This is a genomic window from Mucilaginibacter sp. CSA2-8R (genome assembly GCF_038806765.1).
GTDB lineage: Bacteria > Bacteroidota > Bacteroidia > Sphingobacteriales > Sphingobacteriaceae > Mucilaginibacter.
Genome location: NZ_CP152389.1, coordinates 3,498,803 through 3,524,775, shown reverse-complemented (window position 1 = coordinate 3,524,775; position 25,973 = coordinate 3,498,803). Strand labels below are relative to the sequence as shown.

Here is a 25,973-nt window from a genome sequence, read left to right as displayed (position 1 = left end):
AATTAATTCTACATTTGTAATGCCCTCTCAAGGGCATGTTTTTCATAGGTAGATGTAGGGTCGAGTACGAGTTATTCGACCCTTTTTTATGCACTAACTTTTTTACCTTTGCGTTGTTACTTGAGCTTATGCTTAAAAAAATTGTAGTTGCTGTTACCGGTGCCAGTGGTGCCATTTATGCCAAACTTTTATTAGAGCAGCTGCAGCATCTGCAAAATCAAATCAGCGACGTTGCCGTGGTAATGTCGGCCAATGCCAAACAGGTTTGGGAATACGAGTTGAGTAATACCGATTATCAAAATCTCCCCTTTAAATTTTACGACAAAACTGATTTTATGGCGCCGTTTGCCTCAGGCTCGGCCCGTTATGATACCATGGTTGTTGTACCCTGCTCAATGGGGACATTGGGTCGCATTGCCGCAGGCACATCTGATGATTTAATTACCCGCGCAGCAGATGTGGTTTTAAAAGAGCGCCGCAGGCTCGTCCTGGTGGCACGCGATACACCTTTAAACCTTATTCATCTGCGTAACATGGTTACCGTAACCGAGGCCGGTGGCATCATCTGTCCGGCCGTGCCATCATATTACAGCAGGCCACAAAACATAGATGAGGTAGCCATGACGGTGGTGAACCGTGTTATTGACTTGATAGGTCTGGAGCAACAGAGTTATCGCTGGAGCGAGCAATAGAACCGCGTTATTGCCCAGCACATTTAAGCTTAATTATTGTCTGTTGTTGGTCACGTAAGTAAGGCCGTTTTTTAGCGCGGGCTAAAATTCTTATCTTTGCACCTGATAATGAACAAGAAAGTTGCTTTTTATACTTTAGGTTGCAAGCTCAACTACTCCGAAACTTCAACATTAGGCCGGTTGCTTAATAACGCCGGCTTTGAAACTGTTGAGTTTACCGACGTACCCGACGTTTATGTAATTAACACCTGCTCGGTAACCGAAAATGCCGACAAGAAGTGTAAAAAAATAGTTAAGGAAGCGCTTAAAATTTCGCCTAACGCTTACGTTACTATTGTGGGTTGTTATGCGCAGTTAAAGCCACAGGAGATTGCCGAAATACCAGGCGTAGACATGGTTTTAGGTGCTGCCGAAAAATTTATGCTGGTAGATTACCTCACCGATTTAACCAAGCAGCAAAAAGCAAGCGTTTATAACCAGCCGGTATCAGAAGCCAACCAGTTTGTGTCTTCTTATTCATTTGGCGACCGTACCCGCACGTTTCTTAAAGTTCAGGATGGATGCGATTACTCCTGTTCATTTTGTACTATACCCCTGGCACGTGGTGCCAGCCGGAGCGATACCATTGAAAGCGCCGTAGCACAAGCCCGCGAAATTGCCGCATCAGGTGTTAAAGAGATTGTGCTTACCGGGGTTAACCTCGGCGATTTTGGTATACGTAACGGTCAACGCGAAGACAAGTTTTATGACCTGGTAAATGCGCTGGACGACGTAGAAGGTATTGACCGCATCCGTATATCATCCATTGAGCCTAATTTGCTTACCGACGAGATTATTGAGTTTGTGGCTACATCTAAACGTTTTGTGCCTCATTTTCATATTCCGCTGCAATCGGGCTGTAATAAAATACTGGCATTAATGCGCCGCCGCTACCGCCGTGAGCTTTATGCTGACAGGGTGGCTAAAATTAAACAGCTTATGCCGCATTGCTGCATTGGCGTGGATGTAATTGTAGGTTTCCCGGGCGAAACGCGCGAAGATTTTATTGATACGTACAATTTTTTAAACGATCTGGATATCTCGTACCTGCATGTATTTACTTACTCAGAGCGCGAAAATACTTTGGCCAGCGAGATGGACGGCGTAGTACCGGGGTCAACCCGAGCCGATCGCAGCAAAATGCTGCACATCCTGTCAGACAAAAAGCGCCGTGCTTTTTACCAGTTGCAGTTAGGCAAAACGGATGAGGTATTGTTTGAAGGCGACAACAAAGAGGGTATGATGCACGGTTTTACCCGCAACTATGTTAAGGTAAAAGCCAAGTTTGACCCGGTACTGGTTAACGAAATTAAACAAGTAAAATTAACAGCCATTGCCGCAGATGGCGATGTTGAAATAACCGAAGGCGAAGAAATATTAGTGCATTAAACTTATATTCGCCGCAAATAACTACCTGATGTTTCCAACCATTACTGACCTTCTTCATTATTTAACCGGCCTTAACATACCACCACTGCCCATACAAACCTTTGGTTTTTTTGTAGCTATGGCATTTATGGCGGCTTACTGGGCTTTTGTGCAGGAGTTTAAACGGAAGGAAAAATTAGGCTATGTGCACCCATTTCAGCAAACGGTGACCGTCGGCCAGCCGGCTTCGGCAGTTGAGTTGATTGGTAATGCGGTGTTCGGGTTTATATTGGGCTATAAACTGGTTGATATTATTGTTAACTACAGCACTGCTGTTCAGGATCTGCAGGATTTTTTGCTGTCCTCACGAGGTAACTTATTAGGGGGTATTTTGGGCGCCGCAGGCATTGCTTACTGGGCCTATTACGAAAAAAAGAAAGAGCAACTGGCCGAACCGGTTACCAGGCAAGTTACTGTACATCCGCACGAGTTGATGAGTACAATACTGGTATGGGCAGCCATATTTGGCTTTGCAGGTGCCAAGCTATTCAACGCCCTCGAAAACTGGGATGATTTTATGGCCGATCCGGTAGGTATGCTGATTGGTTTTAGCGGCCTTACCTTTTATGGTGGTTTAATCTGTGGTGGCGCGGCTGTTTTATACATCGCTAACAAACATGGTGTTAAACCATTAACCATGCTTGATATTGGCGGACCGGGCATGATGCTTGCCTATGCTGTGGGCCGCATAGGCTGCCAGATGGCAGGCGATGGCGACTGGGGCATCCCTAACCTGGCACCTAAGCCAAGTTGGTTGAGCTGGGCTCCCGACTGGATGTGGGCTTTCAAATATCCGCATAACGTTAGTATGTCCGACCACGATAACCCCATTCCGGGTTGTGTAGGCAAATATTGTTTCGAACTTAAATTGCCGGTTTACCCTACGCCATTTTATGAGTGCGTAGTGTGTTTGTTGCTGTTTGCCTTTTTATGGAGCATCCGCGACCGCATTAAAACACCGGGTGTGATGTTTGGCATTTATCTTATTTTAAACGGTATTGAGCGTTTCTTTGTTGAGTTAATCCGGGTGAATACTAAGTATCATGTAGCAGGCATCTCGTTTACTCAGGCCGAAATGATTTCGTTATTTTTGGTACTTACCGGCGTTACCATGATCCTGATGGTGCAAAAAAATGCCTCTAAATACCGCACGCAAAATGGCTGAAGATACGTTGTGGCACCGCCTGAAACAGAATAAGTTTTTACGCTTTTTGCTTTCGGCTGGTACGGGCCTTTTAATAAACCTTATTGCTTTTTATTTATTAGATACATTTGTTTTTACTAAACCAAGCTACAATATTTTAGGCCATAGTACGGGTAATCATGCGCTATCACTTTTGATTTCCTTTTCACTTGGAGTATTTGTTAATTTTATTTGTACCCGTTACCTTGTTTTTGACGAGTCGAGGTTGCCTTTTGGTAAGCAGCTTATGCGTTTCGGAGCGGTAGCTGTTGTAGGCTATTTTGCTAATCTGGAGGTATTGAAGTTATTTATCAAATACTTGCGTTTGGCACCAACAGTTGCACTAATAACTGCAGCGTTAAGCTTGTCGTTTGCCAGTTTTTTTATTCACAAAATCTTTTCTTTCAACTTATCGTTACGTAATAATGCTACAACCAATCATTAATCAGGTTACCGAGGTTGCCCGCGAAGTAGGCGATTTTATCCGTCAGGAACGTAAAGGCTTTGACCCCGAAAAAATTGAGTATAAGGGTTTGAACGATTTGGTGTCATACGTTGATAAAACAGCCGAGCAAAAGATTGTAAGTGCCCTGCAAAAGATTTTACCTGAAGCTGGTTTCATCACCGAAGAAAAAACGACTACCAAAATAGGCGAACGCTATAATTGGATAATTGATCCACTGGATGGTACCACAAACTTTATACACGGCCTGCCTGTGTTTTCGGTGAGTATTGGTTTGCAGGAGTATGATAAACTGGTTGGTGGCGTAGTATATGAGATAAACCAGGACGAGTGCTTTTACGCCAGTTCTGATAGTCCTGCGTATCTAAACGGCACCGAAATCAAAGTAAGCAAAGCACCCAAAGTTGCGGATAGCCTGCTGGCTACCGGCTTTCCTTACTACGATTTTGGTAAGCAGGAAGAATATTTAAACTTGCTAACAGAACTGATGAAAGGCTGCCATGGCCTGCGCCGGATGGGTTCTGCCGCGGTTGATTTAGTATACACCGCCTGCGGACGTTTCGAGGCGTTTTACGAGTATAACCTGCATCCATGGGATGTAGCCGCGGGCGTAGTGATTGTAAGGCAAGCCGGGGGCGATGTAGTAAACTTTAATGGAGGCGACGAGGTAATGAACGCCCGCGAGCTACTGGCTACCAACGGCCTTATTACTGCCGAAATGCTGCAGATTATTCAAAAGCATTTTAAGATAACGAAGTAAATTAATCGACTAAAATATTCAATAAGCAAAAACGCCGACTATGTAGCCGGCGTTTTTGCTTTGTTATTATCTTGAGCGTAAATACAGTAAGCTCAAAGCGTCGATAAAATCTTCGAGTTTGGCAATGTAAAGCTCATCGGTGAAATCAAGCTTGTATCAATCTCAATCAAAAATGAGTTATAATGCCTCTGATACAACTTCCTGTACTTCAGGCACCATACGTTTAAGCAGGTTTTCGATACCTGATTTTAGCGTAAGGGTGGATGAGGGGCAACCGCTGCATGAGCCACGCAGTTCGACAGTTACAATACCATCGTTAAATGATTTATAGCTGATGGCACCACCATCCTGCTCAACAGCCGGACGCACGTAATCGTGTAAAATCTGCTGAATTTTAATTTCTGATTCGGTACCTTCAAAATTTACGTCTTCCTGTTCCTCTTCCTGAACTTTAAGTTCTGATTCTACAGCTCCTTTTACAAATTCTTTGATGATAGGCTCAATGTCGTCCCATTCTGTGCCTTCGGTTTTAGTTACCGTAACAAAGTTGCTTGCAAAAAAAACGCCGTTAACAAACGAGAATTTATAAAGCTCTTTAGCAAAAGGCGAATGATCGGCACTTTCGCGGGTCGGGAAATCCACACTGCCATTAATCAGCAGCTTATTTACTATGAATTTCATAGTAGCTGGATTGGGGGTAGATTCGGTATATACGTTGATATTCATGAGTATGCTGTTTTGAATAGAAACAAATTTAATGAGGTTTTTGATTTAACGGCAGCCCGCCTTTTGTTTTGACCTCAACATGACTTACACCCCGGTGTAATTATGCGGTGTGATTTGCTTTAATTCTTCCTTTACTGCGTCGCTTACTTCCAGGTTGCTTACAAAAGCCGCTATACTTTCGGCATTAATTTGATGATTGGTGCGGGTTAAATCTTTTAAGGCCTCGTAAGGGTTAGGATAATTTTCGCGGCGTAGTATGGTTTGGATTGCTTCGGCCACTACCGCCCAGTTGGCTTCCAGGTCTTGTTTAATTGCCGATTCGTTTAACAATAATTTGTTTAACCCCCGGATAGTTGATTTTATAGCAATTAGTGAGTGTGCCACCGGCACGCCAACGTTACGTAGTACAGTAGAGTCGGTAAGGTCGCGTTGCAGGCGGGATACCGGTAACTTAGCGGCTAAATGCTCAAACAAGGCATTGGCTATACCCACGTTACCTTCCGAGTTTTCGAAATCGATAGGGTTAACCTTATGCGGCATAGCCGACGAACCTACCTCGCCGGCTTTAATTTTTTGCTTAAAGTAATTCATGGATATATAGCTCCACATGTCGCGGTCTAAATCCATGATGATGTTATTAATGCGTTTAAGTGCATCACAGTGTGCCGCAAAGTTATCATAATGCTCAATTTGCGTGGTACGCTGCGAACGTTTTAAACCTAAAATATCATTAACTAAACGGTTGCCGAAAGCCGTCCAGTCGATAGCCGGATAAGCCACGTGATGGGCGTTAAAATTACCCGTAGCGCCACCAAATTTAGCCGAGTATGGCACTGCTTTGGCAGCAGCAAGCTGCCCCTCTAAACGTTCAACAAAAACTTCAATTTCTTTGCCCAAGCGGGTAGGCGATGCCGGTTGCCCGTGGGTATGCGCCAACATGGGTACCTGCTTCCACTCTGCAGCAAACTTTCTAAGCAGTGCTACCAATTCATCTAACGCCGGGAAATAAACATCCAGTAAAGCGGCTTTAAAAGAGTAGGGTATGGCCGTGTTATTGATATCCTGCGACGTCAGGCCAAAGTGAATAAATTCTTTATAAGGCTGCAGGTTTAGTGCATCAAACTTTTGCTTAATAAAGTACTCAACCGCCTTTACATCGTGGTTAGTTGTTTTCTCAATATCTTTGATGGCTTGGGCGTCGCTCTCCGAAAACTGCTCGTAAATGTGTCTTAAATCAGTAAACAGATTATGGTCAAACTGCTGCAATTGCGGCAACGGGTGCTGGCAAAGCGCAATAAAATATTCAACCTCTACAAATACCCGGTATTTGATTAAAGCATATTCAGAAAAATAGGGGGCCAGGGTTGCAGTGGCGTTATGGTAACGGCCATCAACCGGAGAGATGGCCATAAGCGGAGTAAGCGACATAGCGTTAAAGTTTTGGCAAAGTTAACAAAGTAGCCCGAATGTGCACACCGTTGTTGGGCTATCAGGTACATCCAAAAAAGAAGCTGCCCCTGTATTACACAGAAGCAGCCCTTACAAAACTTATAACATATATTAAGATTTAGGTATTAGCTCAGTAGTTTTTTAAGGTGTAAGCGCTCAATCAATGCTTCGAGCTTGCGTTGGTTATCGCTGCCGGCATCCAGGGCATCATAGGCCAAGCCTGCCGCTATGGCGTATACTGCGTGGTGCAGGGCATCAATCGCTACGCTTTTAGGTTCCTGCTCGTTAACCGGGGGCGCAGCATCGTACTTAGGCAGCATAATTAACTCTGTGGCCCAAATGGCGCCGAAATGTACCAGTGTAGCAGGCAAACCTTTTAGTCCGGCTAAACCTAACAGGCCGCGTACCACACCCCAGGAGGTGCCGTAGGCATAGTGTATTTCATTGTTAAGCTTTTCTTTCTGGTTATCATTTGCTGGTGCCGCCCCGGTAACCTCCGACGCTACTTTTACAGGTGCATCACTGGCTTCGCGTTTTGTAATCTTCATTTCTATCATTTGTGATAGTGTAATGGCTGCAGTACCGGCCAAGCCAGCTAATAAACCTTTACCAATAGCTCCTGCCAGTTCGCCAAATGCATTTTCTTCGCGTATCTTCATGTTATTACTGGTTATTTAATTTATTAACAAGCTTTTACCAGTATTGATTTAATTATTTCCATAACAACAAATCCCGGCTTGTTTGTTACTATGATCACTAAAAGTTAAATATTTTAATTTACCAGATATGAAAATTTCAAAACCTTTATGGCAGGCCATTGGCTTAGGTACCATCGCAGGCTTCCGCTCTATGTCGGCACCGGCCATCACCAGCCATATTTTAAGCCAGCATCATTCGCAGGCTTTAGCGCACTCGCCACTTAATTTCATTCAGTCTCAAAAAGTGGCTACCGCGTTTAAATTATTAGCCGTCACTGAGTTTATAGGCGATAAGTTACCTGCGGCGCCCAATCGTATCCAGGCAGCCGGTATTGTTGGCCGGGCTTTGGCAGGCGGCCTTGCCGGAGCAAGCGTTTACAAAGCCAGCGGCAACAACGCCTACGTCGGTGCTATATTAGGCGGCAGTGCTGCAATACTGGCTACCTTCGGGTCTTTTTATCTACGCAAAGCTACCGTAAAGGCTACCAAGCTGATGGATCCCATCATTGGCAGCATTGAAGATGCATTAGTAGTAGGAGCAAGCGCAGGTTTGGCTAAAGCCGCATGATGTTCAATTCTTGTAGTTAAGTAAAAATGAGACGCTTCGATAAAGAGTTGTATAAAAAATGTGGCTCACACAGGATATATAAAGGCTTTGTCATTATCACGTAAACAGAACAGATTGCTGTTGTTTAATTAACAAATAGTTAATAATTTCATGATGTAACATAAATGCAGATAGTGATATTTGCATTTGTAAAAATACTTCTAAAGGTAGAGGTGATTGTTTTAGAGTGATTGAAGCAGGCCGGAGAATTTATTTTTCCGGCCTGTTTTTTTATCAGGCTACAATAGTATTCATCATAATGTTGCCTGCTAACAGTCGGTGTATGGGGCAGGCGTTGGCAATGTCAATAAGGCGGCTAATCTGCTGGTGTTCCAAATCTCCTTTTACGCTGATCCTGCTTTCGATGAGGTGTCCTTTCGGTACGGCAAATACTTCCAGCTCGATATTTATTTCTTCTACCGGCCACATTTTTCGGTCGATGTACATGCGCAGCGTAATTGCCGTGCAACTACCCAAACTCGAAAGCAATAATCCAAACGGACTCATTCCGGTGTCAGAACCGTTCATTTCTTTAGGTTCATCAACTATAATAGCGTGATTGGCACTGGTGGCTGTAGTTTGGTAGTGCTGCCGGCCAATATTTGCTACGGCCTTGGCCACTGATCTTTTATCGGTATCCATAAAAACAAAAAAGGTATAGCTGTAACGCTATACCTGTCTATGTGTTTGAGTAAACCAGGTAACTGCCTGTTAATAAAAGTCATAGCAGCGGCGTGCAGTCTGAAACTTGGATGTACCGTAACGCGATGGCAATGTGGTTTCGTAACCTAAGCTGCCCTCGGTGGTTCCGCTGGTGTTGCTGTAATTTAAGTGTTTAGAGGTAGGTGCATCGTGGCTTAAACCAAAGCGCAGTTTTTCGTTGCCCTCGTGGCTGATGAATAAATCGAACACAAACGACATTACAAATGAGCTTGGGCCTGATACGCCGCCGCCGCGGTACCATAAACCGGCATTAACCGCACGGCGTTTGTATTGTATACCCGCACTTACTGAGGTAATATTTGCCTGCCGATACATTACTACCGAAGGTACCACATATGATTTTTGACCATTGTCCAGATCGTTAAACGGATCTAAATCTAAGCGGTAGCTTACGTGTGCGGTAGCACGCATAGGCAACTTTGCGGTTGCGCCTGTAAAAGACTGATCCGGCCGGTTTAAATGCTGTAAGGCACCACCAGCCATAAAGTTGCCGGCTACCAGGTTAACGCCTGCACCCGAATCAAAGTAAAATTTATTATTTAACTGACCCAAATCTGCCGAGGTGCTTGAGCCTGGAATGTAGCCCAGTCGCGGGTCAATCTGGTCGCCAAATACCAGTTTGCCGGCATCAATAGTACGGTTGCCTATACCTGCTTGTAAACCAAACGATAATACAAAATTGTCTGAGCCTACGCTGTAAGAGTAAATACCCGAGATGTTGTTACGCACGTAGTAAGCCGTACCCTCGTTGCCGCGGGTAAACATTAGGCCTACGCCACCGCCAAATTTAGGAATATTAAGTTCGGCAGTAGCTGTCATATAAGTAAGTGAGCCGGGTAGGGTTGACCACTGATTACGGTAAATCATGTTCAGCCTTACATCTCCTTCAAACTGGCCGTTAAGGGCCGGGTTTAAATATACCGGCGCATTAAAAAACTGCGAGTACTGATGGTCTTGTGCATTAGCTTTAAAACAAAGCAAGCTGATCATCACACTTAAAAAATAGTTTATCCTTCTCATCGTTTATTATCTTATGATGTGTATAGCGCCGGTCCGTTTTGGGTTTGAGCTGTTATACGACATTCCTTTCCATTCGTTACCATTAATAAAAGTGGCATCAATTTGCCAGATGTAAACACCCTGAGGCACCGGCGATCCGCGGTACGTTCCGTCCCATCCATCAACCGGGCTGCCGCGCTCATCAAGCTTATTTGTTTCCCAAACCAGCTGTCCGTAGTTGTTAAAGATGCGCATGTGCCACTCTTTTAAACCGGAGCCTTTGGCAGCAAAAGTATTGAGCTGCTGATTGGTGCTGGCCGGCGTAAATGCGTTAGGCACAAATAGTTGGCCTGGTGTACCTGTTATACGGACATAGTGAACTTTAGTTGACCCGCAATATTGATTTTCGGCTACTAAAGTCACCTTATACAGGCCGGTATCTGCATAAGTATGCGATGGGTTTTGAGCCATTGACATGCTGCCATCCCCAAAGTTCCAGCGCCATTTAGTGGGCTTGTTACCACTTAAGTCTTCGAACGAGAACTGATAATTTGGATAGGTTTGTACGCTATCCGGCCTGGCCCTGAAATCTGCCATAGCCGGTGGATTTACTGTTATAGTACGCGTAACGGTTTCGGCACAGCCGGTGGTGCGGTTAGTGACGGTTAGGGTAACAGTATAAGGCGAGCCAACATAGCCAAAAGTATGTGCCTGCGGCGTGCGCAAGGTTGAGGTGTTAGGGTTGGCAACGGTGGCTTTACTGTCGCCAAAATCCCAACTGTATAGCAAATCAGACTCTTGGCCGTTAACCGGTGCAGGGGTAAGGTTGGTAAAGTTTACTTTTAACTCTTTACAACCTACGCCATTATCCATCGTGAACATGGGGGTAGGCTTTGCAGTAACTGTAATGGTAACAATTTGCGAAGCCAAATCTTGAGCACAGTCATTGTTGGCATATAGTACTACTTTATAAATACCAGGTTTAGCAAAGGTGTGTACCAGCGCAGCAGTATTATAAGTAGTGGTAGCTGGTGTGCCGTCGTTCCACTCTACCCGGAAAGATGTACCGCCCTGGCTGGTATTTAAGAAATTAACCGTGTGCGGTGCGCAACCAATACGCTCGGCTGTGCTTGGTGTAGTTAAGCCCGAAAATAAGGTACGTGTAGTAACCGTGATTGGAATAGAAGCGCTTTTACCGGTGTTACAAGGGTTGCGGGCGTCCAGGTAAAGAATGTAGTTACCCTCGTTCGGTATAGTGATAGTTTGTGCCGAACGGCTGTCGGTAGTTACAGGGTTAACCACATCCTTGCCGTTTAAGTCGGTAATGTGATAGGTGTAGCTATCGTTGGTACCCGGCGAAATGTTATCAACCACCAGGTTAAACGGTGCACAACCGCTGGTTGCTCTTGGCGATATGCGGGCCACCGGTACCGGTGGTTTTATAGTTACTGCGCTGGTAGCCGTAAGGTCGCTGCAAGGTGTGCTTGCGGTTAAAGTAATGTTATAGGTAACGTCTTTACCATCAGTTGTTGCTCTGAAAGTTACCGGATCGGGCTGTGCTTTGGTTGAGGTTTCGCCGTTGCCAAAGTTCCATAGGTAGGTGCCGCTGGCCAAAGGTGTAGAGGTATTGGTAAAGGTTACCGTAACCGTACCGCAATTTTGAGTAACAGTTTGTGTAAAGCTTGGCGTTACCTTTTTAATGGTATTAAACGTATGTGTAAAAGTTGATGACTCGCAACCGAATTTGCTGGTGGTAACCAGTTTAACTTCAATTGATTCACCATCTGTATTGATGGTATACCCCGGAAAATCAATACCGGTACTAAATTTTTGCCCGTTTACATACCAGGTATAATCTGCATTGCGGTCGGGGTAAGCAACGGCTTTGATGTTTTGGTCGTTAATAACAAATGGTACGCAGTTGGCATCCTTGGTCCAGGTAAATTCTGCCTTGGCATTAGGATTCACCGTGATTGATATAATGTTGCTGATATTACTTTGCAGACCTGTACATAACACCGAGCTTACTAACCTGCGGTATTGCGTATTTACGGTTAGGGCAGGCGTAGCGTAGCTGAGCGATGTTGCGCCTGCTATGTTAGTCCAATTAGCACCACCATCGGTGCTGCTTTGCCATTGGTACAAAAAGTTGCCATCGGCACCTTGTGGTGTGCTACCGGTAATAGTACCGATGGAGTTATTGATACAAACACTTTGCTGAGTGCTGCTAATGATATTGTTGCTGATAGGTGGCTGTACTAATGCCTGTATCGAATTACTTTTTAAATCGGTACAGGTAGCCGAGTTTACCGACCGGCGGAAGTAAGTAGATACAGCTACCGGAATAGTAAGGTCTTTGCCGGTTTGGTTGGAGAGTAAAGTCCAGTTGTTGCCGTCAATGCTACTTTCCCATACATAGGCATAATTACCGTCACCACCGGCAGGCGTAGATCCTTGCACAGATATCGTCTGACCAGAGCAGGTCATCGGGCTAATTAAAGTTACCTGGTTATTGGTAACAGGTGGGTTATTAACAATACTCACCTCATCATACTGCGGTGCACAGCCGGCTGCATTGCTGATGGTCCATCTAAAGGTATAAGTTTGTCCGTTTTGCAGGCCGCTTACCTGAGTTTCGTGCTGATGCGCGTCGGCAAAAATAACGCCGGTTTGGCCCGATGTAAGTGTCCATGTTCCGGTAAAGTTGCCGGCGTCGTTACCTTTTAATACATACGCAGGCTGATCGCACAAAATGGCGTCATTACCAGCAAAAGCAGGGGGAACCTGAGGTTGTACAGTAATGATAATGGTTTTGGCAGCGCCATCACAGTTATCTGCCGAAAGGCCGTTGATTGGTGTGATGGTATAAGTTACTGTAGCCGGGGTTGATGTGTTATTAACTAAAACCTGATCAATGCCGGTTAAGGCAACCGGGGTGTTTTGTGCCGTTGCACCGGTAGCGCCACCACTAACGGCAATTGTCCAGATAAATTTAGTGCCGCTTAGGTTAGCAGTAAGTCCAATACCTGCCGGTGATCCGCTGCAAATGCTGTTGTTGGCAGGACCGCTAATAGTTAATTCGGGTTTGGGAGTTACGGTTACAGTGAACGTAAATGGTGTACCATCGCAGTTGTTGGCGTGCGGTACTATGTTATAAGTTACCGTACCAATGGCGGTAGCCGATGTGTTGGTTAAAATATCTTGTATACTGCCGTTACCGCTTTGGGTAAAGCCGGTGATATTACTGGAGTTTTGAGCAACCGTCCAGGTAAAGGTACTGCCGGCCACTGTAGATACTGGAACATAGTTGACGTTGCCGTTGGTACAAATTGCTTCGACGGCTGCTGATGTAACGGTGTTTGCCGGGTTTATTTTTACCAGCATGGCATCGGTGATTTTTGCGCAGTCACCAGGAAGTGATGTGGTAATATTGAGCGTTAATGTAACCTGGCCGGCCGTGCGGTCTGCAGCGCTTGGTGTATAAACAGGCTGTTGCGCATGGCTGTCTGAGAACGAACCTGTACCACTGGTAGTCCAGGTAATGGTGTCAAAATTTCCGGTGACTGATCCTTGTGGGGTCACTACATCATTAGTACAAATGACCAGGTCTGGTCCTGCTAAAACAGTGGGAGCTTGTTTAAAAGTAATATGTTGAATATTAGATGTAACGGTTCCGCAATCATTGGTGTGTTTAACACTTACTTCATAGGTGCCGAAATCAGGGAAATTTATCTGAGGATATTTACTGTTAGCCGTGGTTCCGCCGGCAAAGGTAGCAGCTGCTATACCGTTTTGACCAGTTACTGTCCACTGGTAAGTGCCGCTTACTTCGTTTACGGTTCCGAAAAGAATCGTTTTGGTAGTACTAACCGCCGTAGTATCAAACGTTAAAGTCTGCCCTTTTCCGCATAAACTAAAATCGGGTGATAAAGTAGCAAGTGGTGCAGTAGTGATCACAATTTCTTTGGTTTCGCTTTTGAAATCGCCGCAGGGAGAATTAACAGTGCTTAAATAAACCTGGTATTTGCCAGGATTAGCAAACATAAACTGCGGGGCTACGCTATTGGCGTTAGTGCCATTGGCATAAGTAACTCCTGCCGAAGGCGTAACTGTCCATTTGTAATTGTATTTATCATTACAGATGTCGTCTAATACCGACTTGTCAACAGGGGTAACCGGTCCATCGCTCACACATCGTTTGCTAACTATAGTAAAATCGGGTTTTGGCGGATTTTGCACACAAACGGTCATGGTTACATTATTGGGCTGACAACCGCTGGGAGCATTTTCCATGCTAAGCATTACCGTATGCTGGCCACGGGTGGTAAATGTCCATACAAAGTTTTCATTGAGTCGCTTTCCTACCTCTGCAACAACCCCGTCAACCCACCAAGTATATTTAGCATCGCCAAATTCACATTGATTATTATTAGAGGGGTTTTCTGTTTGGCCTGGATTAGAGGTGTTGATGAAAGTTGCTTCTGTATTCACACAAACCTTATCGGGGCCGTTCATGCCGTTTTTAGCCGGCACCAAAATAATTTGATTTACTGTTACTGTATTAGGATTTACAGTTGGACAGTATGGATTGGTAATTGTAAGTACAACTGTAAACTGGTTTGTAATCACGCCCTGTGCATTCACAACTCCACATGAAGACGATTTATAATTATGCAAAAGCCTGCCGTTGAGCGCTTTAATTTGTGCAAATGTAAAAACGTCGGTTGAGCCATCGCCCCAGCTAACGGAATATAACGAACCGGGATAGTTTAATTGAACACCTTTTTCTGAAGTTATAGCAATATCAAAGCTTACGTTCGATTGCCCGTCAATCAAACATTTAGCGCCAGAGTCAGTAGAACCAAAGTTTTTAGTTGTTGGACAGTTGTTGAGCAGATAGGACTTTGTACCAACAATGCCGGCGCTATTAACAGCTTTAACAATTACAGTGTAAGAGTAAGCGCCGAGGGCCGGTGATAGGCTATTGGCTGCTAAAGCAAACGTTTTTTCAGTTTGCTGAGTCATATCGTTAAAAAGGGTAGCAGTAACAGATTGCGTTGATGTTAGCGGCGTAGTTAAGGTAATGATGTTGCCGTTATAACCACCGCCACACGGACCAAAAACCTCGGTAGAGGTAACTGAAGTACTGCTGGAGGCTGCTTTGGCTTCGATGCCTACGTCTGCCGTTATAGTAAAGGGCTGTGAAACTGAGCTGCTAACCGCTGGCATGCTACTGCGCACCATTAATTTATAGCCGGTTCCGGCAGGGGTACCGCCAGGTATAACGCCGTTTACAAAACCGGTATAATGTCCGGCAAATGAACCAATTAATGTGGCTGAACCAAAATTTCCGTTAGCGTCCGAAAGGTAAAGATCAAAGCGATTGCCTATCTTTATTTGAGCCGAGGTTTCGTCAACCGTTATAGGTGCGGTAATGCTCGATCCTTGCCCGTAAGGGCCGGCGTCTACAGTTCTGATGGTGATGGTTTGGGCGTTTATGATTTGGGCGCAAACAAGTACCCAAAAAACCACCATTCCTAAAAAAACTACAAATCTGGTAAAAAATCTAATCATTAACACTCCCTGGTAAGTAGCCGGCCCTTTACCAGGCAGCGGTTAAAGTCGTTTTACGGGAAGTGTACAGAAAGGTTTAAGGGGCTGTAATTTTTTTAATCTTTAAATAATTTAGTTTTCAAGACGGGAGATTATTTAAATAAGACGGCGTTTCGGTTTAGTAGTACATTGATATTCCCGTCAGCAATAAATTAAAAATTGGTATAGATTTCTTTATCCGAAAAATAGGTAAGCCACTAAAATGGCTGCTACAACTCCGGCAAAATCAGCTATTAAGCTTGCCGGAATCGCATAACGCGTCGCCTTCACACCAATCGAACCAAAGTATAGCGCTACAATATAAAAGGTAGTATCTGCTGCGCCATACAGCACGCTCGATAAATGGCCGATAAAGCTATCAGCGCCGTACACTTTCATGTTATCTAACATTAGTCCGCGTGCGCCCGAAGCGCTAAGCGGGCGTAAAAAAGCTATTGGCAACACATCTGTAAACCGGGTGTCTATGTTGAAATGACTGAAAAACCATTTAAAGCCATCTGCCATGTAAAGCAGGGCTCCTGAGTTTCTGAAAACGCTTACCCCAACCAGCATAGCTACAAGATAGGGGATGATTTTAACGGAAGTTTCAAACCCGCCAATAGCCCCTTCAATAAAGGCCTCAAAAACATTCACTTTTTTAAATAGGCCTCCAACTATAAACATTACAGGTATGGCAAACAGCATTAGGTTGCTCGATATTTTGGATACCGTGCTAATTTGCTCTTTACTTAAAAACACCGCAAAATACCACACCACTAAGCCTATAAATGCTGTTAAGCCAACCAGCCAGCTTAAAACCACAGAATCGGTTAGCTTAATTTTTTGCTTAACCGCAACCACCAGCAAACCGGTTAATGTGGCAACATAAGTGGCGATGATACAGGGGATGAAAATATCCGACGGGTCTTTGGAACCCATAATGGCCCGTTGTGCAATAATACTTATGGGCAATATGGTAAGCCCTGATGCATGAAGCACCATAAACATTATCTGTGCGTTGGATGCAGTTTCTTTATTAGGGTTAATATCTTGCAGGCCGGCCATTGCTTTTAGTCCGAGCGGAGTAGCTGCATTATCTAAACCAAGCAGGTTAGCCGAAAAATTCATCATCATTTGTCCGGCCACCGGGTGGTTTTTAGGAACTTCGGGAAAAAGCCGCTGAAAAAAGCCGCTTACGATGCGCGACAGAAAGTTGATGGCCCCTGCTTTTTCTCCAACACGCATAATGCCCAACCAAAAGGCCATGGTTCCGGCTAAAGGGAGCGCTATGTCCATCACCGAAGCTTTAGACGAGTCGAAAACACCATCAATCAATATTTTGAAAATCTCCGTATCGCCCAAAAATATCAGCTTAATGAGTGCAATAACGAAAGCAATAACGAAAAATCCAATCCAGATATAATTGAGGGCCATAGTAAACTAAAAAAGGGCGAAAATTAATTGTAAGTAGTAATGTTTTTGTCGGATACGATGCGGATATCGTAATCTTTTTTGATGGGATTAAAAGGCACTTTATCAATGATCTGTTCGTAAACGTTGCCTAAGTCTCTTACCCGGTAATTAGTAATGCCTGATATATCTTCTTTACTAAGAAGGAAGGGAGCGATAGAATTGTTCACCAGGTTTAGTTGCTGTAACTCGTCGGTTGCTACATAGATATAAATGCGGCGACCATCAACCCGTATCTCAACATCAGACGTACTGTTGCCCGGTAAATCCAGATGGTATTTTTGGTTACCCTGCTTTTTAGTTTTAACCTTGGTATAACCTTTTGAAATCATAAAATCGTCTGATTTTTGCAGGTTATTATTGATGATGTACACAAAGTCGTCGTAAGCCAGCAGTTTTTGTTGTGCATGGCTGGCCAGCGCAGCTAAGCATAAAGCCCAAAGTAGTAAACCCTTCTTCATTTAAATGTTAAGTGAGAGTCTAAAACTATCATTTTTATACGGCGCAAACAAAACTTTCGGTTCAAAATAATAATTTAGCCTTTCATAATTATTAAAACTATGCCTACCATAAATTTAGCGCGTGTAAGCGGCGATTACGGTTTTGAAGCTAACGACGAGTATGGCCACACGGTAAACATGGATACCAGTGCCGAAAGCGGCGGTCAGAATTTTGGCGTACGCCCGATGCAAATGTTATTGATGGGGTTGGGCGGCTGCTCGGCCATTGATGTGATCAGCATTCTTAAAAAGCAACGTCAGGAAGTGCTTGATTACCGCATGAAAATAAGCGGCGACCGCGAACCGGGTGTAGAACCATCGTTATGGCAAAACATTACGATCGAATTTCATTTAAAAGGAAACATCGACGAAGATAAAGCCAAGAGGGCGGTAGAGTTGTCGATAGGTAAATATTGCTCGGTAGCGGCCACCTTAGAAAAAGCCGGTGCCGAATTAAACTGGCAGGTGTTTATACACCCTGCTGATGCTACACTTTCTTAAAAAACATTATACTATGTCAGATCAGGAATTGCACCCTTTAACCAAAGCGGTGCGTACACGTTCTCCAAAAACTTTGCAGAACGAGCATTCTACACCCTTGTATTTAACCAGCAGCTTTACCTTTGATGAAGCTGAGGCTATGCGCGCTGCATTTGCCGACGAGACTAACGATAATATTTACAGCCGTTTTAGCAACCCGAATGTTGATGAGTTTATAACCAAAATGTGTGAACTCGAAAACGCAGAGGCCGGTTTTGCAACATCTACCGGCATGAGCGCCATTTTTTCGTCGATTTTTGCATTGCTGCAGCAAGGCGACCACCTGATTTGCTGCAGCTCGGTATTTGGCAGTACATTTACTATTGTAACCAAGTATTTGCCTAAATACGGCATTACCTGCACGTTAGTACCGGCCAGCGACAAAGCCGCCTGGGAAGCCGCCGTACAGCCAAACACCAAAATGGTGTACCTGGAAACGCCTACCAACCCGCAGTTAGAATTAATTGATTTAGAGTGGGCCGGGCAATTTTCAAAAAAGCACAACCTGATTTTAAACGTAGATAACTGCTTTGCCACGCCATTGCTGCAACGGCCTACCGATTTTGGTGCCGACCTGGTGGTACACTCGGCTACCAAATGGATAGATGGGCAGGGCCGCGTAATGGGCGGTGTGATTGTTGGCCGCGAAGACCTGGTAAAAGAAATTTATCTGTTTTGCCGTAATACCGGTCCGGCACTTTCGCCTTTTAACGCTTGGGTGTTGAGTAAAAGTTTAGAAACGCTGGACGTGCGCATGCAACGCCATTGCAGCAATGCCTTAACCTTGGCTGAAACGTTGCAGTCAAACCCTAACGTGAGTTGGGTTAAATATCCGTTTTTACCCAACCACCCGCAGTACGACATTGCTAAAAAGCAAATGAGCTTAGGCGGCGGCGTACTTTGTTTAGAAATTAAGGGCGGATTGGAAGCCGGCCGTAAGTTTTTGGACAACCTGCAACTGCTGTCGGTAACGGCCAACCTTGGCGACTCGCGCAGTATAGCTTCGCACCCAGCCAGTACCACACACTCTAAATTGACTGACGAGCAACGGGCGGCCGTTGGCATTACGCCGGGGTTAATCCGTATCTCGGCCGGTTTAGAAAAAGTGGACGATATAATTGCCGACATTACACAAGCGCTTGCCAAAAGCGTTTAATTAAGCTGTTAGCTATTCTATAAAAAGAGCTTGCAAATTTTATTTCGCAAGCTCTTTTGGTTTATATGGATATAACCATCATCCATCCCTTACAATATTATTACTGTAGCTTAAAACGGAACTGAGCTAAAAATTATGGCCGTAAAAAGCCTATTTCAACAGCCACTTTTGTGCCCTGCTAATTTCTAATTGAAATTTAATACGTCGGATGCGATAAAAATATAGGTTGCCCAGGCGTGCCATTTGCCGACATTTAGTACAAGGCCGTTTTAATTTGTATCAGTTTTTATACATGATTTACATTATATAGTAAAAGTATAGGTGTAAGGCGTAAATGATCAAAAACATTGTTTAGACGGTAATATTTGTATTACAAAGAGTTGTGCTGTTATTGAGATGTGTACTTATCCGTATTTCAAACACGCGTATGTAAATTGGCATTGATGTTGCCTGTTGAGGGCAACACTACTCCAAATAAGTTTAGGAGTATAGCATTTACCTTAACATTATTTAATATGAAGCTACATCTAAAAAAAACAGGCTTACTTATAGCAGGCCTCACCATGGGCTCGCAGCTTATGGCACAAACTACAGACAGTACTAAAAATTATGTTCAACCTTTTGCGGGCGGAAGCCCTTTCCGCACATGGTCGGTAGGTTTGCAGGCTGGTATGAGTTCAATTAACACCCTGTTTCAAGACAAAACAGACTACGTTACTGCCAATGAGAAATTAATGTATGGTGGTTATATCAAAAAGCAGTTATTACACGGGCTGGGTGTGCAAGCATCCTTCATGAGAGGTCACTTGCAAGGTTCAGGTCCGCGCGACGCAAGTTATCCAATTCAGCGTTTTGATACCGAAATTAAATATGCAGTTGATTTGCAAGCGGTAATCACCTTAGCCAATATCAACTGGCGCAGTCAGCAAAGCTTCATTCAGCCTTACATAAGCTTTGGTGCTGGTAACATGAATTTCGCTTCAACACTTTATGCTAACAACGGTACTACCTCAAGCGTTGGAAACACCCGCCAATGGTATATCCCGGTAGGTACAGGTTTTAAATTTAACTTAGGCCCGGTAGTAAACCTTGATTTAGGTTACCAGGTAAACTTTGTTAACGGCGATAACTTAGACCAATACTACCGCGGTGATAAACGCGATAAATATGGTATGGCACATGCCGGTTTAGAGTTTGTTTTAGGCAAAAGTTCAAAACCACAATTAGCTGCACATAACCCGGTAGCCTCAATGCGTTACGAATACTTGATGGAGCAACGCCGCTTACAAGGCGAAATTGATGCTCAAAAAGCAGATAACCGCCGTTTACGCAGCGACCTGGACGCTACCAATGCTAACATTGCCCGTTTAACTACTGATAGCGATGGTGATGGTGTGGTTGACATCAGCGATAAATGTCCGAACACACCTGCAGGTACTAAAGTTGATGGTTCTGGTTGTCCGCTGCCAGCTCCGGTAACTCCTGTACGTGTGGTAGTAACCGAAGAAGATCGTCGTGTTGTACGTGAAGCTATTAAAAACTTAGAGTTTGAGTTTGGTAAAGCTACTATCCGCGAAAAATCGTTCCCAAGCTTACAGCGTGTAGCTAAAATTTTAGTTGATAAAAACTTTAGCTTAAAACTGGCTGGTCACACTGATAATGTAGGTTCGGCCGAGGCTAACATGAAGTTATCTAAAGATCGTGCAGAATCTGTAAAAGCTTACTTAGTTGAGCAAGGTGCTAACCCATCTCGCATCGAGGCTGTAGGTTATGGTAAAAACCAACCTATTGCTTCTAACAAAACAGAAGCCGGTCGTCAGAAAAACCGTCGTGTTGAATTTACCTTGTATTAATAGCAGGGTAACTTAACAAAGTAAAAAAATGCTGCCTGTGATAAACAGGCAGCATTTTTTGTTTTATACACTTATTAAGGTTAAATGCTTTCGTAAAATTCGGCAATACCACCAAAGTATACATCGTTCCAGCCTTCTACAATCTCATTATAGGCTTCGTCGGGGATGTTGCTATGGCGTAATTCGGCCGAGGTGCCGTTTTTGTCGGCATGAAGTTTTATGGTAACAATTGATGGCTCATCCTGCCCATCAAAATACCATTGCTGCACTATTTTCTTGCCCTCTTCAAACTCCAGATTTTTGCCCACAATGGCGCCATCCCAAAGGCTAAACTCACTGCCTGGTTCGGTCGACATTTCGGCAGGTTCGCCGGTCCAAAGCTGCAGAGTGAGCGGATTGGTGATAGCGGCGTAAATCTCCTGTGGCGTTGCGTTGATGCTGTAGTACTTTTTATAATCTTTCACGCCCTAAAATTAGCAATTATGCGGCTTAATTGGCGTTAACAGGGCCAATTGGTAAAATAGTTTTACCGTAAACTTCGTTAAGCACTCCGGCCATACCGGTGTATACTGCCGATGCACCGCAAACAATACCCTCATACCCTGCCAGGTGCTTTATGCCTGCATTGCCGGAGGCATCGCCCCACACCAGCAATGCAAACAAAATAGTAAGCGAGCCAAATACAAACTGCAGGGCGCGGTTTAAACGTAATGTGCCAAAAAACAGGCAGAAGGTAAATATTCCCCAGATGCTCAAATAAGCTACCATGCTGCCGTTACTGGCCGGTTCGGCCCAACCCAGTTTGGGCATCACCAATAAGCCTACCAGCGATAGCCAAAAAAAGCCATATGAGGTAAAAGCAGTAAGGCCAAACGTATTATTCTTTTTAGCTTCAATAACACCGGCAATTACCTGTGCCAGTCCGCCGTAAAATATGCCCATGGCCAATATCATGGAACTTAGCTCGGTAAAGCCGGCGTTGTGTACGTTTAATAAAATGGTAGTAAGGCCAAAGGCACAAAGGCCAAGCGGTGCAGGGTTGGCAAAGCCATCCTTTACCACTACAGTTGTAGTAGGGATCATGGTTTATTAAGGTTACGAATTGGTTTGTAGTGCAATATAAATTATTGACGGCCATTTTACAAACGCTTATGGCATAATTGCGTTTAGGCATTATGGCTTTGCAATTAGTATTATTAAGACACGGTGAAAGCGTTTGGAACAAAGAGAACCGTTTTACCGGATGGACAGACGTTGATTTATCTGAAGAAGGAGTGCGGCAGGCCATCTATGCCGGGCAACTGCTGCGCAAACACAACTTTACGTTTGATGTGGGCTTTACCTCAGTTTTAAAGCGATCTATCAAAACATTACATTATGTTTTAGAAGAGCTGGATATGCTTTGGATACCAGTACACAAATCCTGGCGGTTAAACGAGCGTTTTTACGGTGCCTTGCAAGGCCTCAATAAAGACGAAACCATTAAGCAATACGGTGAGGAACAGGTTCAAAAATGGCGGCGCGACCCGGCCGAACACCCGCCGGCAATTACCGAGGCAGACGACCGCTTTCCGGGGCATTACCTGCGTTACAACGACCTTACTTACCGCGAGTTGCCGCTTACTGAAAACCTAAGCGAGACCATGACTCGCGCCTTACCCTTTTGGCACGAAAGTATTGTGCCACAATTGCGGCAAAACCAAAAGGTAATTATCTGTGCACATGGCAACAGTTTGCGGGCACTGGTACAGTATATTAATAATTTAAGCGACGAAGAAGTAACCAAACTCGACATACCCACCGCCACCCCGTGGGTATATGAACTGGACGACCGCCTAAACCAGATCAGGCATTATTATTTAGAATAAGCTTTTTGAGTTTTAAGTCGTTAAGCCAGCAAATCCGTGAGTTGATACAAAGTCAGAAATTAATGAGTTATTAAGTTCCTGACTCAGTATGTTCGTGAATTTGCAACAAAGTTTAAAACTGATGAATAGGTTATAGAACTATCTAGAAGCTCTTTAATTCTTTTGGTCATAAGCGATACTTAGTAGGTTAAACGGCTCATTATCAAAGGTGTGAAACCTATTCATGCCAAACTAAGTATCCTGAAAATAAAATGAGTGATTGGATTTGATCCAATCACTCATTCACTAAATCACCAATTCACAAATTGGCACATCATTTAATCAATCTGACATTCAATCAATCATCTATTTACTTAACGCCAGACCCCAGTCGCGGCCTTTGTCAACGGCAGGTACGCCTGTCGACATCCAAACCGGCATTGGGGCGCCTTTTAAGAAGTGATCAAAAAACTGCGCCTCGCGGATAGTGATATCCTTGCGGTTGCGGCGTTCAATCAGGTTATGTGCCTCGTTATTGTATTGCAGCAGCCATACAGGTTTATTTAAGCGGCGTAGTGCAGTAAACATTTCAATACCCTGATACCACGGCACAGCGCCGTCAGCATCGTTAGACATTACCACCACAGGGGTGTGCACTTTCGGAAACTGGAAAATAGGAGAGTTTTCAATATACAGTTCGGGCTTTTCCCATAGGGTAGCACCGATACGGCTCTGGGTTTTCTCGTACTGAAACTGGCGGTTTACACCACTTTCCCAACGGATACCGCCATAAGCCGATGTCATATTGGCTACGGGTGCACCTGCCCAGGCTGCGGCATACATGTCGGTTTGGGTAATCAAATATGCAACCTGGTAGCCGCCCCAGCTTTGGCCTTGTATACCAATATGTTTGCCATCAACCCACGGGTTTTTCTTCAAGGCTTCGACACCCGAATTAATAAACTCTACTGCTGATGCGCCCGGATGTCCTACCTCATAGCTGATATCCGGCGTAAACACTAAATAACCATTGCTGGCAAAATAGGAGATAGGCAGGCGCGACGGCGTAGGTGCAGGTGACTGATAGCCATAAATAGTTTCAGAAACCTTTTCGTAGAAATACACCAGCATCGGGTATTTTTTATTTGGGTCAAAGTTTTCAGGTTTGTATAAAACACCCTTCGACTTATAACCTTTAGGCGTAGTCCACTCAACCAGCTCGGCAGTAAACCAGTTATACTGCGATTGTTGTGGATTAATAGCGCTTAATTTAGTTTCTTTTTTTAAGTCGGCAGAGACATACAGGTCCGGCGATTTATCAAAACTTTGCTTGGTGTAAATGTATACATCAGCGTTCTTAGCTTTGGTAAGCATGCTGTAGCTGTAGGGCGCTGTTACAATTTTTTCAGGCGCTTTAGCAGATCCGAACGATTGTTTGTAATACCCCCATTGCTTATTATTTTCGTTTTGAGTAAGCAGCCATAGCGGTTTTTTAGTCGGGATAAACTTATCATCATCATCGCCGCCAGACATCGCTGCGAAACGGCCACCCGGCATTGGGTACCTGAATATGAAGTGGTTTTTACGCCCTGCTCCATTAGTAAAGTTTACGGCCTTACCTGTTTCGGGGTCAATGCTCCAGATGTCGTACCGGTCGTAAACTAACACGTTTTTATCTCCGGCAGTCCAGCCAGCTAAACCATACGCATTCGGATCATCGGGTACGTCGTTATCTTCTTCTCCCATTTTAACGCCGGTAGCTTTAGTCAAATTTACTTTTTTACCGGTGGCCAGGCTATAGCTGTAATAATTCTGGTCTTTACTATCAAACCAAACAATGTAATTGCCGCCGGTGCTAAACATAAACCGGGCTTTGGTACGGCCCATTATTTTTTTGCGCTCACCGGTTTTGGTATCAATCAAATAAGCTTCCTGGTTGCTGCTGCCTTCCCACTGGGCCTGCACGCGGGCTCCGGTGTCGGTAACACCTAAAGCATAGCGCGAATCGTTACCCATGGGCTGCGATATGCTTTCAATGTACTGGTCGGCCAACTGAACTGCTTTGGCGTTAGCATCGTCTGGGCGTATAACAGCTACGTAGCTGCGGCGTAAATCGCGCTGCAGGGTTTTAAGCTGCTGCGGCTGCAGGTAGTCGTCCTTGTAATTCCAGATATCCAGTTTTGCTGTTTCAAAATCTACCAGCGTAGTATCTATCGGTTTAGGAATAGGCGCCGTACCAAAATACAGTTTAGCGCCGCTTTTGCTAAAATATACCCGGCCATCGCCACTTACCGACCATTTAGGAGTAATGCCTGCCATATTAGGGCCTGCAATAGCCATAGCGCTATCCCTACCAGTATTGTAGTAATATAGTTTAAAAGGTTTAACAGGTGCCTTTTCAGGATTTTTCTCGGCTGTAAAAGCCAATTGTTGTCCGGCGTCGTCAAACACCAGGTTACGGTAAGTACCGCGGCCGCTACTCAGAAGTTTTACAGCATCTTTTTCAATATCGTATAAATATACACCTGATTTTACCTCTTTCGACCGACGCGGAGCTGTGACAGCATAAGCCAGTGTTTTTCCATCTTTGCTAATTTGGTATTCGGTTACATATTTAAAGGTGCGTTGCTTGCCGTTGAGCAATTGCTTAATAGTAAGGTCGGCACCTTCGCGGGTAGGTGGTGCAATGGTGGTGGCAATAGCTCTTTTGCTGGTATCACCGGCTGCTGGTTTACGCACGGTGTCGGATGGTGCCAGATAAGCAATTACCGGAGCCCGTTCGGCCATTTTGAAAGATCGCACACCCGGTACTTTAGTAATGGCCTGGTTGCCCAGCAACATAAAGCCTAAGGTGTCTTTAGGCATCTCGTCCGGACGTTTCTTTTTGATGCGGGCCGTTCGGGTAGCGGCGTAAAATGGCCTGATCAAAAACACGGCATATTTAGAATCGCTGGTAAAGCGGGCCGTATCTGCCCGGGGTACCAAAATTTTGTTAGTGTTTTTGGCTGTTGTAATTACCATGCTGGCATCGCCCTGCTGGGGTTTAACCACATAAATTACCCACTTGCCATTATTGGTTATATTTTGATTGGTCACGGTTTGCCAACCGTCGTAAACCGAATGGTCGAGCGGCTTTTTGGAAGCTGATTGAGCGAAAGCGCCCAATGCACTTGCCGAAAACAAGCTTAACAGTAAAATTTTACGCATTTATTTGTTGAATTAAGTCAATAGCAACTAAAAATGCGTAA

The 25,973-nt window shown here is 44.5% G+C and carries 21 protein-coding genes; 10 read left to right on the top strand and 11 right to left on the bottom strand.

Annotated elements, in window-relative coordinates; translation table 11 throughout:
* The first annotated feature begins 128 nt into the window (after positions 1-128).
* The 5 genes from AAGR14_RS15195 (at position 129) to AAGR14_RS15175 (ending at position 4,565) form a co-directional block, all read left to right on the top strand.
* Positions 129-692: a UbiX family flavin prenyltransferase gene (locus tag AAGR14_RS15195; RefSeq protein WP_342645084.1), complete on the top strand. Its 564-nt coding sequence runs from the start codon at positions 129-131 to the stop codon at positions 690-692.
* 108 nt (positions 693-800) lie between these two features.
* Positions 801-2,120 (top strand): tRNA (N(6)-L-threonylcarbamoyladenosine(37)-C(2))-methylthiotransferase MtaB, encoded by a 1,320-nt coding sequence (gene mtaB, locus AAGR14_RS15190; protein WP_342645083.1) that lies wholly within the window; start codon positions 801-803, stop codon positions 2,118-2,120.
* 28 nt (positions 2,121-2,148) lie between these two features.
* On the top strand, positions 2,149-3,324 hold the full coding sequence (locus tag AAGR14_RS15185) for a prolipoprotein diacylglyceryl transferase family protein (protein WP_342645082.1): 1,176 nt from the start codon (positions 2,149-2,151) through the stop codon (positions 3,322-3,324).
* On the top strand, positions 3,317-3,787 hold the full coding sequence (locus tag AAGR14_RS15180) for a GtrA family protein (protein ID WP_342645081.1): 471 nt from the start codon (positions 3,317-3,319) through the stop codon (positions 3,785-3,787). Before AAGR14_RS15185 ends, AAGR14_RS15180 begins: the two co-directional genes overlap by 8 nt.
* Positions 3,768-4,565 (top strand): inositol monophosphatase family protein, encoded by a 798-nt coding sequence (locus tag AAGR14_RS15175; RefSeq protein WP_342645080.1) that lies wholly within the window; start codon positions 3,768-3,770, stop codon positions 4,563-4,565. Before AAGR14_RS15180 ends, AAGR14_RS15175 begins: the two co-directional genes overlap by 20 nt.
* A gap of 177 nt (positions 4,566-4,742) precedes the next feature.
* Here AAGR14_RS15175 and AAGR14_RS15170 read toward each other — a convergent pair whose 3' ends face one another.
* The 3 genes from AAGR14_RS15170 to AAGR14_RS15160 all read right to left on the bottom strand — a co-directional run bounded on the left by AAGR14_RS15170 (position 4,743) and on the right by AAGR14_RS15160 (position 7,399).
* Positions 4,743-5,291, bottom strand: coding sequence for a NifU family protein (locus AAGR14_RS15170; RefSeq protein WP_342645079.1), 549 nt, complete (start codon positions 5,289-5,291; stop codon positions 4,743-4,745).
* A gap of 84 nt (positions 5,292-5,375) precedes the next feature.
* Complete coding sequence (purB, locus tag AAGR14_RS15165; RefSeq protein WP_342645078.1) at positions 5,376-6,719, bottom strand: adenylosuccinate lyase; 1,344 nt, start codon at positions 6,717-6,719, stop codon at positions 5,376-5,378.
* A 146-nt stretch (positions 6,720-6,865) separates the two neighbouring features.
* Positions 6,866-7,399 carry a hypothetical protein gene (locus AAGR14_RS15160; RefSeq protein WP_342645077.1) on the bottom strand — a complete coding sequence of 178 codons (534 nt, stop codon included), beginning with the start codon at positions 7,397-7,399 and terminating at the stop codon, positions 6,866-6,868.
* Positions 7,400-7,526: 127 nt separating this feature from the next.
* Between AAGR14_RS15160 and AAGR14_RS15155 the strand changes: the two genes are divergently transcribed.
* A complete protein-coding gene (locus AAGR14_RS15155) occupies positions 7,527-8,006 on the top strand; it encodes a DUF4126 family protein (RefSeq protein WP_342645076.1) in 480 nt (159 codons plus the stop codon).
* A 273-nt stretch (positions 8,007-8,279) separates the two neighbouring features.
* Here AAGR14_RS15155 and AAGR14_RS15150 read toward each other — a convergent pair whose 3' ends face one another.
* From AAGR14_RS15150 to AAGR14_RS15130, 5 genes are all read right to left on the bottom strand, one after another.
* Positions 8,280-8,687: an OsmC family protein gene (locus AAGR14_RS15150; RefSeq protein WP_342645075.1), complete on the bottom strand. Its 408-nt coding sequence runs from the start codon at positions 8,685-8,687 to the stop codon at positions 8,280-8,282.
* A 69-nt stretch (positions 8,688-8,756) separates the two neighbouring features.
* Complete coding sequence (locus tag AAGR14_RS15145; protein ID WP_342645074.1) at positions 8,757-9,788, bottom strand: PorP/SprF family type IX secretion system membrane protein; 1,032 nt, start codon at positions 9,786-9,788, stop codon at positions 8,757-8,759.
* A gap of 6 nt (positions 9,789-9,794) precedes the next feature.
* Entirely contained in the window at positions 9,795-15,341 is a 5,547-nt protein-coding gene (locus AAGR14_RS15140; RefSeq protein WP_342645073.1) for a PKD domain-containing protein, read from the bottom strand.
* A 213-nt stretch (positions 15,342-15,554) separates the two neighbouring features.
* On the bottom strand, positions 15,555-16,793 hold the full coding sequence (locus tag AAGR14_RS15135; RefSeq protein ID WP_342645072.1) for a nucleoside recognition domain-containing protein: 1,239 nt from the start codon (positions 16,791-16,793) through the stop codon (positions 15,555-15,557).
* A gap of 23 nt (positions 16,794-16,816) precedes the next feature.
* Positions 16,817-17,290, bottom strand: coding sequence for a hypothetical protein (locus AAGR14_RS15130; protein ID WP_342645071.1), 474 nt, complete (start codon positions 17,288-17,290; stop codon positions 16,817-16,819).
* Positions 17,291-17,389: 99 nt separating this feature from the next.
* Here AAGR14_RS15130 and AAGR14_RS15125 point away from each other — a divergent pair, with 99 nt between their 5' ends.
* The 3 genes from AAGR14_RS15125 to AAGR14_RS15115 all read left to right on the top strand — a co-directional run bounded on the left by AAGR14_RS15125 (position 17,390) and on the right by AAGR14_RS15115 (position 20,878).
* Positions 17,390-17,830, top strand: a complete 441-nt coding sequence (locus AAGR14_RS15125; RefSeq protein ID WP_342645070.1) for an OsmC family protein — start codon at positions 17,390-17,392, stop codon at positions 17,828-17,830.
* Positions 17,831-17,843: 13 nt separating this feature from the next.
* A complete protein-coding gene (locus tag AAGR14_RS15120) occupies positions 17,844-19,025 on the top strand; it encodes an aminotransferase class I/II-fold pyridoxal phosphate-dependent enzyme (protein WP_342645069.1) in 1,182 nt (393 codons plus the stop codon).
* Positions 19,026-19,540: 515 nt separating this feature from the next.
* Entirely contained in the window at positions 19,541-20,878 is a 1,338-nt protein-coding gene (locus AAGR14_RS15115) for an OmpA family protein (RefSeq protein WP_342645068.1), read from the top strand.
* An 80-nt stretch (positions 20,879-20,958) separates the two neighbouring features.
* On the opposite strand, the gene AAGR14_RS15110 is transcribed toward AAGR14_RS15115, so the two are convergent.
* The gene (locus AAGR14_RS15110; protein WP_342645067.1) at positions 20,959-21,342 is read right to left on the bottom strand and encodes an SRPBCC domain-containing protein; all 384 of its coding nucleotides are present in this window, start codon (positions 21,340-21,342) and stop codon (positions 20,959-20,961) included.
* A gap of 25 nt (positions 21,343-21,367) precedes the next feature.
* Positions 21,368-21,961, bottom strand: a complete 594-nt coding sequence (locus AAGR14_RS15105) for an acetate uptake transporter (RefSeq protein ID WP_342645066.1) — start codon at positions 21,959-21,961, stop codon at positions 21,368-21,370.
* 92 nt (positions 21,962-22,053) lie between these two features.
* On the opposite strand from AAGR14_RS15105, the gene gpmA reads away from it, so the two are divergent.
* A complete protein-coding gene (gene gpmA / locus AAGR14_RS15100) occupies positions 22,054-22,746 on the top strand; it encodes a 2,3-diphosphoglycerate-dependent phosphoglycerate mutase (RefSeq protein ID WP_342645065.1) in 693 nt (230 codons plus the stop codon).
* Positions 22,747-23,091: 345 nt separating this feature from the next.
* Here the strand turns inward: gpmA and AAGR14_RS15095 are convergent, their stop codons facing one another.
* Complete coding sequence (locus AAGR14_RS15095) at positions 23,092-25,932, bottom strand: prolyl oligopeptidase family serine peptidase (protein ID WP_342645064.1); 2,841 nt, start codon at positions 25,930-25,932, stop codon at positions 23,092-23,094.
* Positions 25,933-25,973 lie beyond the last annotated feature (41 nt).

Bases quoted from the DNA above. Each gene is read 5' to 3' on its own strand.
- AAGR14_RS15195 (WP_342645084.1), top strand. From the start codon at position 129: ATGCTTAAAAAAATTGTAGTTGCTGTTACCGGTGCCAGTGGTGCCATT.
- mtaB (WP_342645083.1), top strand. From the start codon at position 801: ATGAACAAGAAAGTTGCTTTTTATACTTTAGGTTGCAAGCTCAACTAC.
- AAGR14_RS15185 (WP_342645082.1), top strand. From the start codon at position 2,149: ATGTTTCCAACCATTACTGACCTTCTTCATTATTTAACCGGCCTTAAC.
- AAGR14_RS15180 (WP_342645081.1), top strand. From the start codon at position 3,317: ATGGCTGAAGATACGTTGTGGCACCGCCTGAAACAGAATAAGTTTTTA.
- AAGR14_RS15175 (WP_342645080.1), top strand. From the start codon at position 3,768: ATGCTACAACCAATCATTAATCAGGTTACCGAGGTTGCCCGCGAAGTA.
- AAGR14_RS15170 (WP_342645079.1), bottom strand. From the start codon at position 5,291: ATGAATATCAACGTATATACCGAATCTACCCCCAATCCAGCTACTATG.
- purB (WP_342645078.1), bottom strand. From the start codon at position 6,719: ATGTCGCTTACTCCGCTTATGGCCATCTCTCCGGTTGATGGCCGTTAC.
- AAGR14_RS15160 (WP_342645077.1), bottom strand. From the start codon at position 7,399: ATGAAGATACGCGAAGAAAATGCATTTGGCGAACTGGCAGGAGCTATT.
- AAGR14_RS15155 (WP_342645076.1), top strand. From the start codon at position 7,527: ATGAAAATTTCAAAACCTTTATGGCAGGCCATTGGCTTAGGTACCATC.
- AAGR14_RS15150 (WP_342645075.1), bottom strand. From the start codon at position 8,687: ATGGATACCGATAAAAGATCAGTGGCCAAGGCCGTAGCAAATATTGGC.
- AAGR14_RS15145 (WP_342645074.1), bottom strand. From the start codon at position 9,788: ATGAGAAGGATAAACTATTTTTTAAGTGTGATGATCAGCTTGCTTTGT.
- AAGR14_RS15140 (WP_342645073.1), bottom strand. From the start codon at position 15,341: ATGATTAGATTTTTTACCAGATTTGTAGTTTTTTTAGGAATGGTGGTT.
- AAGR14_RS15135 (WP_342645072.1), bottom strand. From the start codon at position 16,793: ATGGCCCTCAATTATATCTGGATTGGATTTTTCGTTATTGCTTTCGTT.
- AAGR14_RS15130 (WP_342645071.1), bottom strand. From the start codon at position 17,290: ATGAAGAAGGGTTTACTACTTTGGGCTTTATGCTTAGCTGCGCTGGCC.
- AAGR14_RS15125 (WP_342645070.1), top strand. From the start codon at position 17,390: ATGCCTACCATAAATTTAGCGCGTGTAAGCGGCGATTACGGTTTTGAA.
- AAGR14_RS15120 (WP_342645069.1), top strand. From the start codon at position 17,844: ATGTCAGATCAGGAATTGCACCCTTTAACCAAAGCGGTGCGTACACGT.
- AAGR14_RS15115 (WP_342645068.1), top strand. From the start codon at position 19,541: ATGAAGCTACATCTAAAAAAAACAGGCTTACTTATAGCAGGCCTCACC.
- AAGR14_RS15105 (WP_342645066.1), bottom strand. From the start codon at position 21,961: ATGATCCCTACTACAACTGTAGTGGTAAAGGATGGCTTTGCCAACCCT.
- gpmA (WP_342645065.1), top strand. From the start codon at position 22,054: ATGGCTTTGCAATTAGTATTATTAAGACACGGTGAAAGCGTTTGGAAC.
- AAGR14_RS15095 (WP_342645064.1), bottom strand. From the start codon at position 25,932: ATGCGTAAAATTTTACTGTTAAGCTTGTTTTCGGCAAGTGCATTGGGC.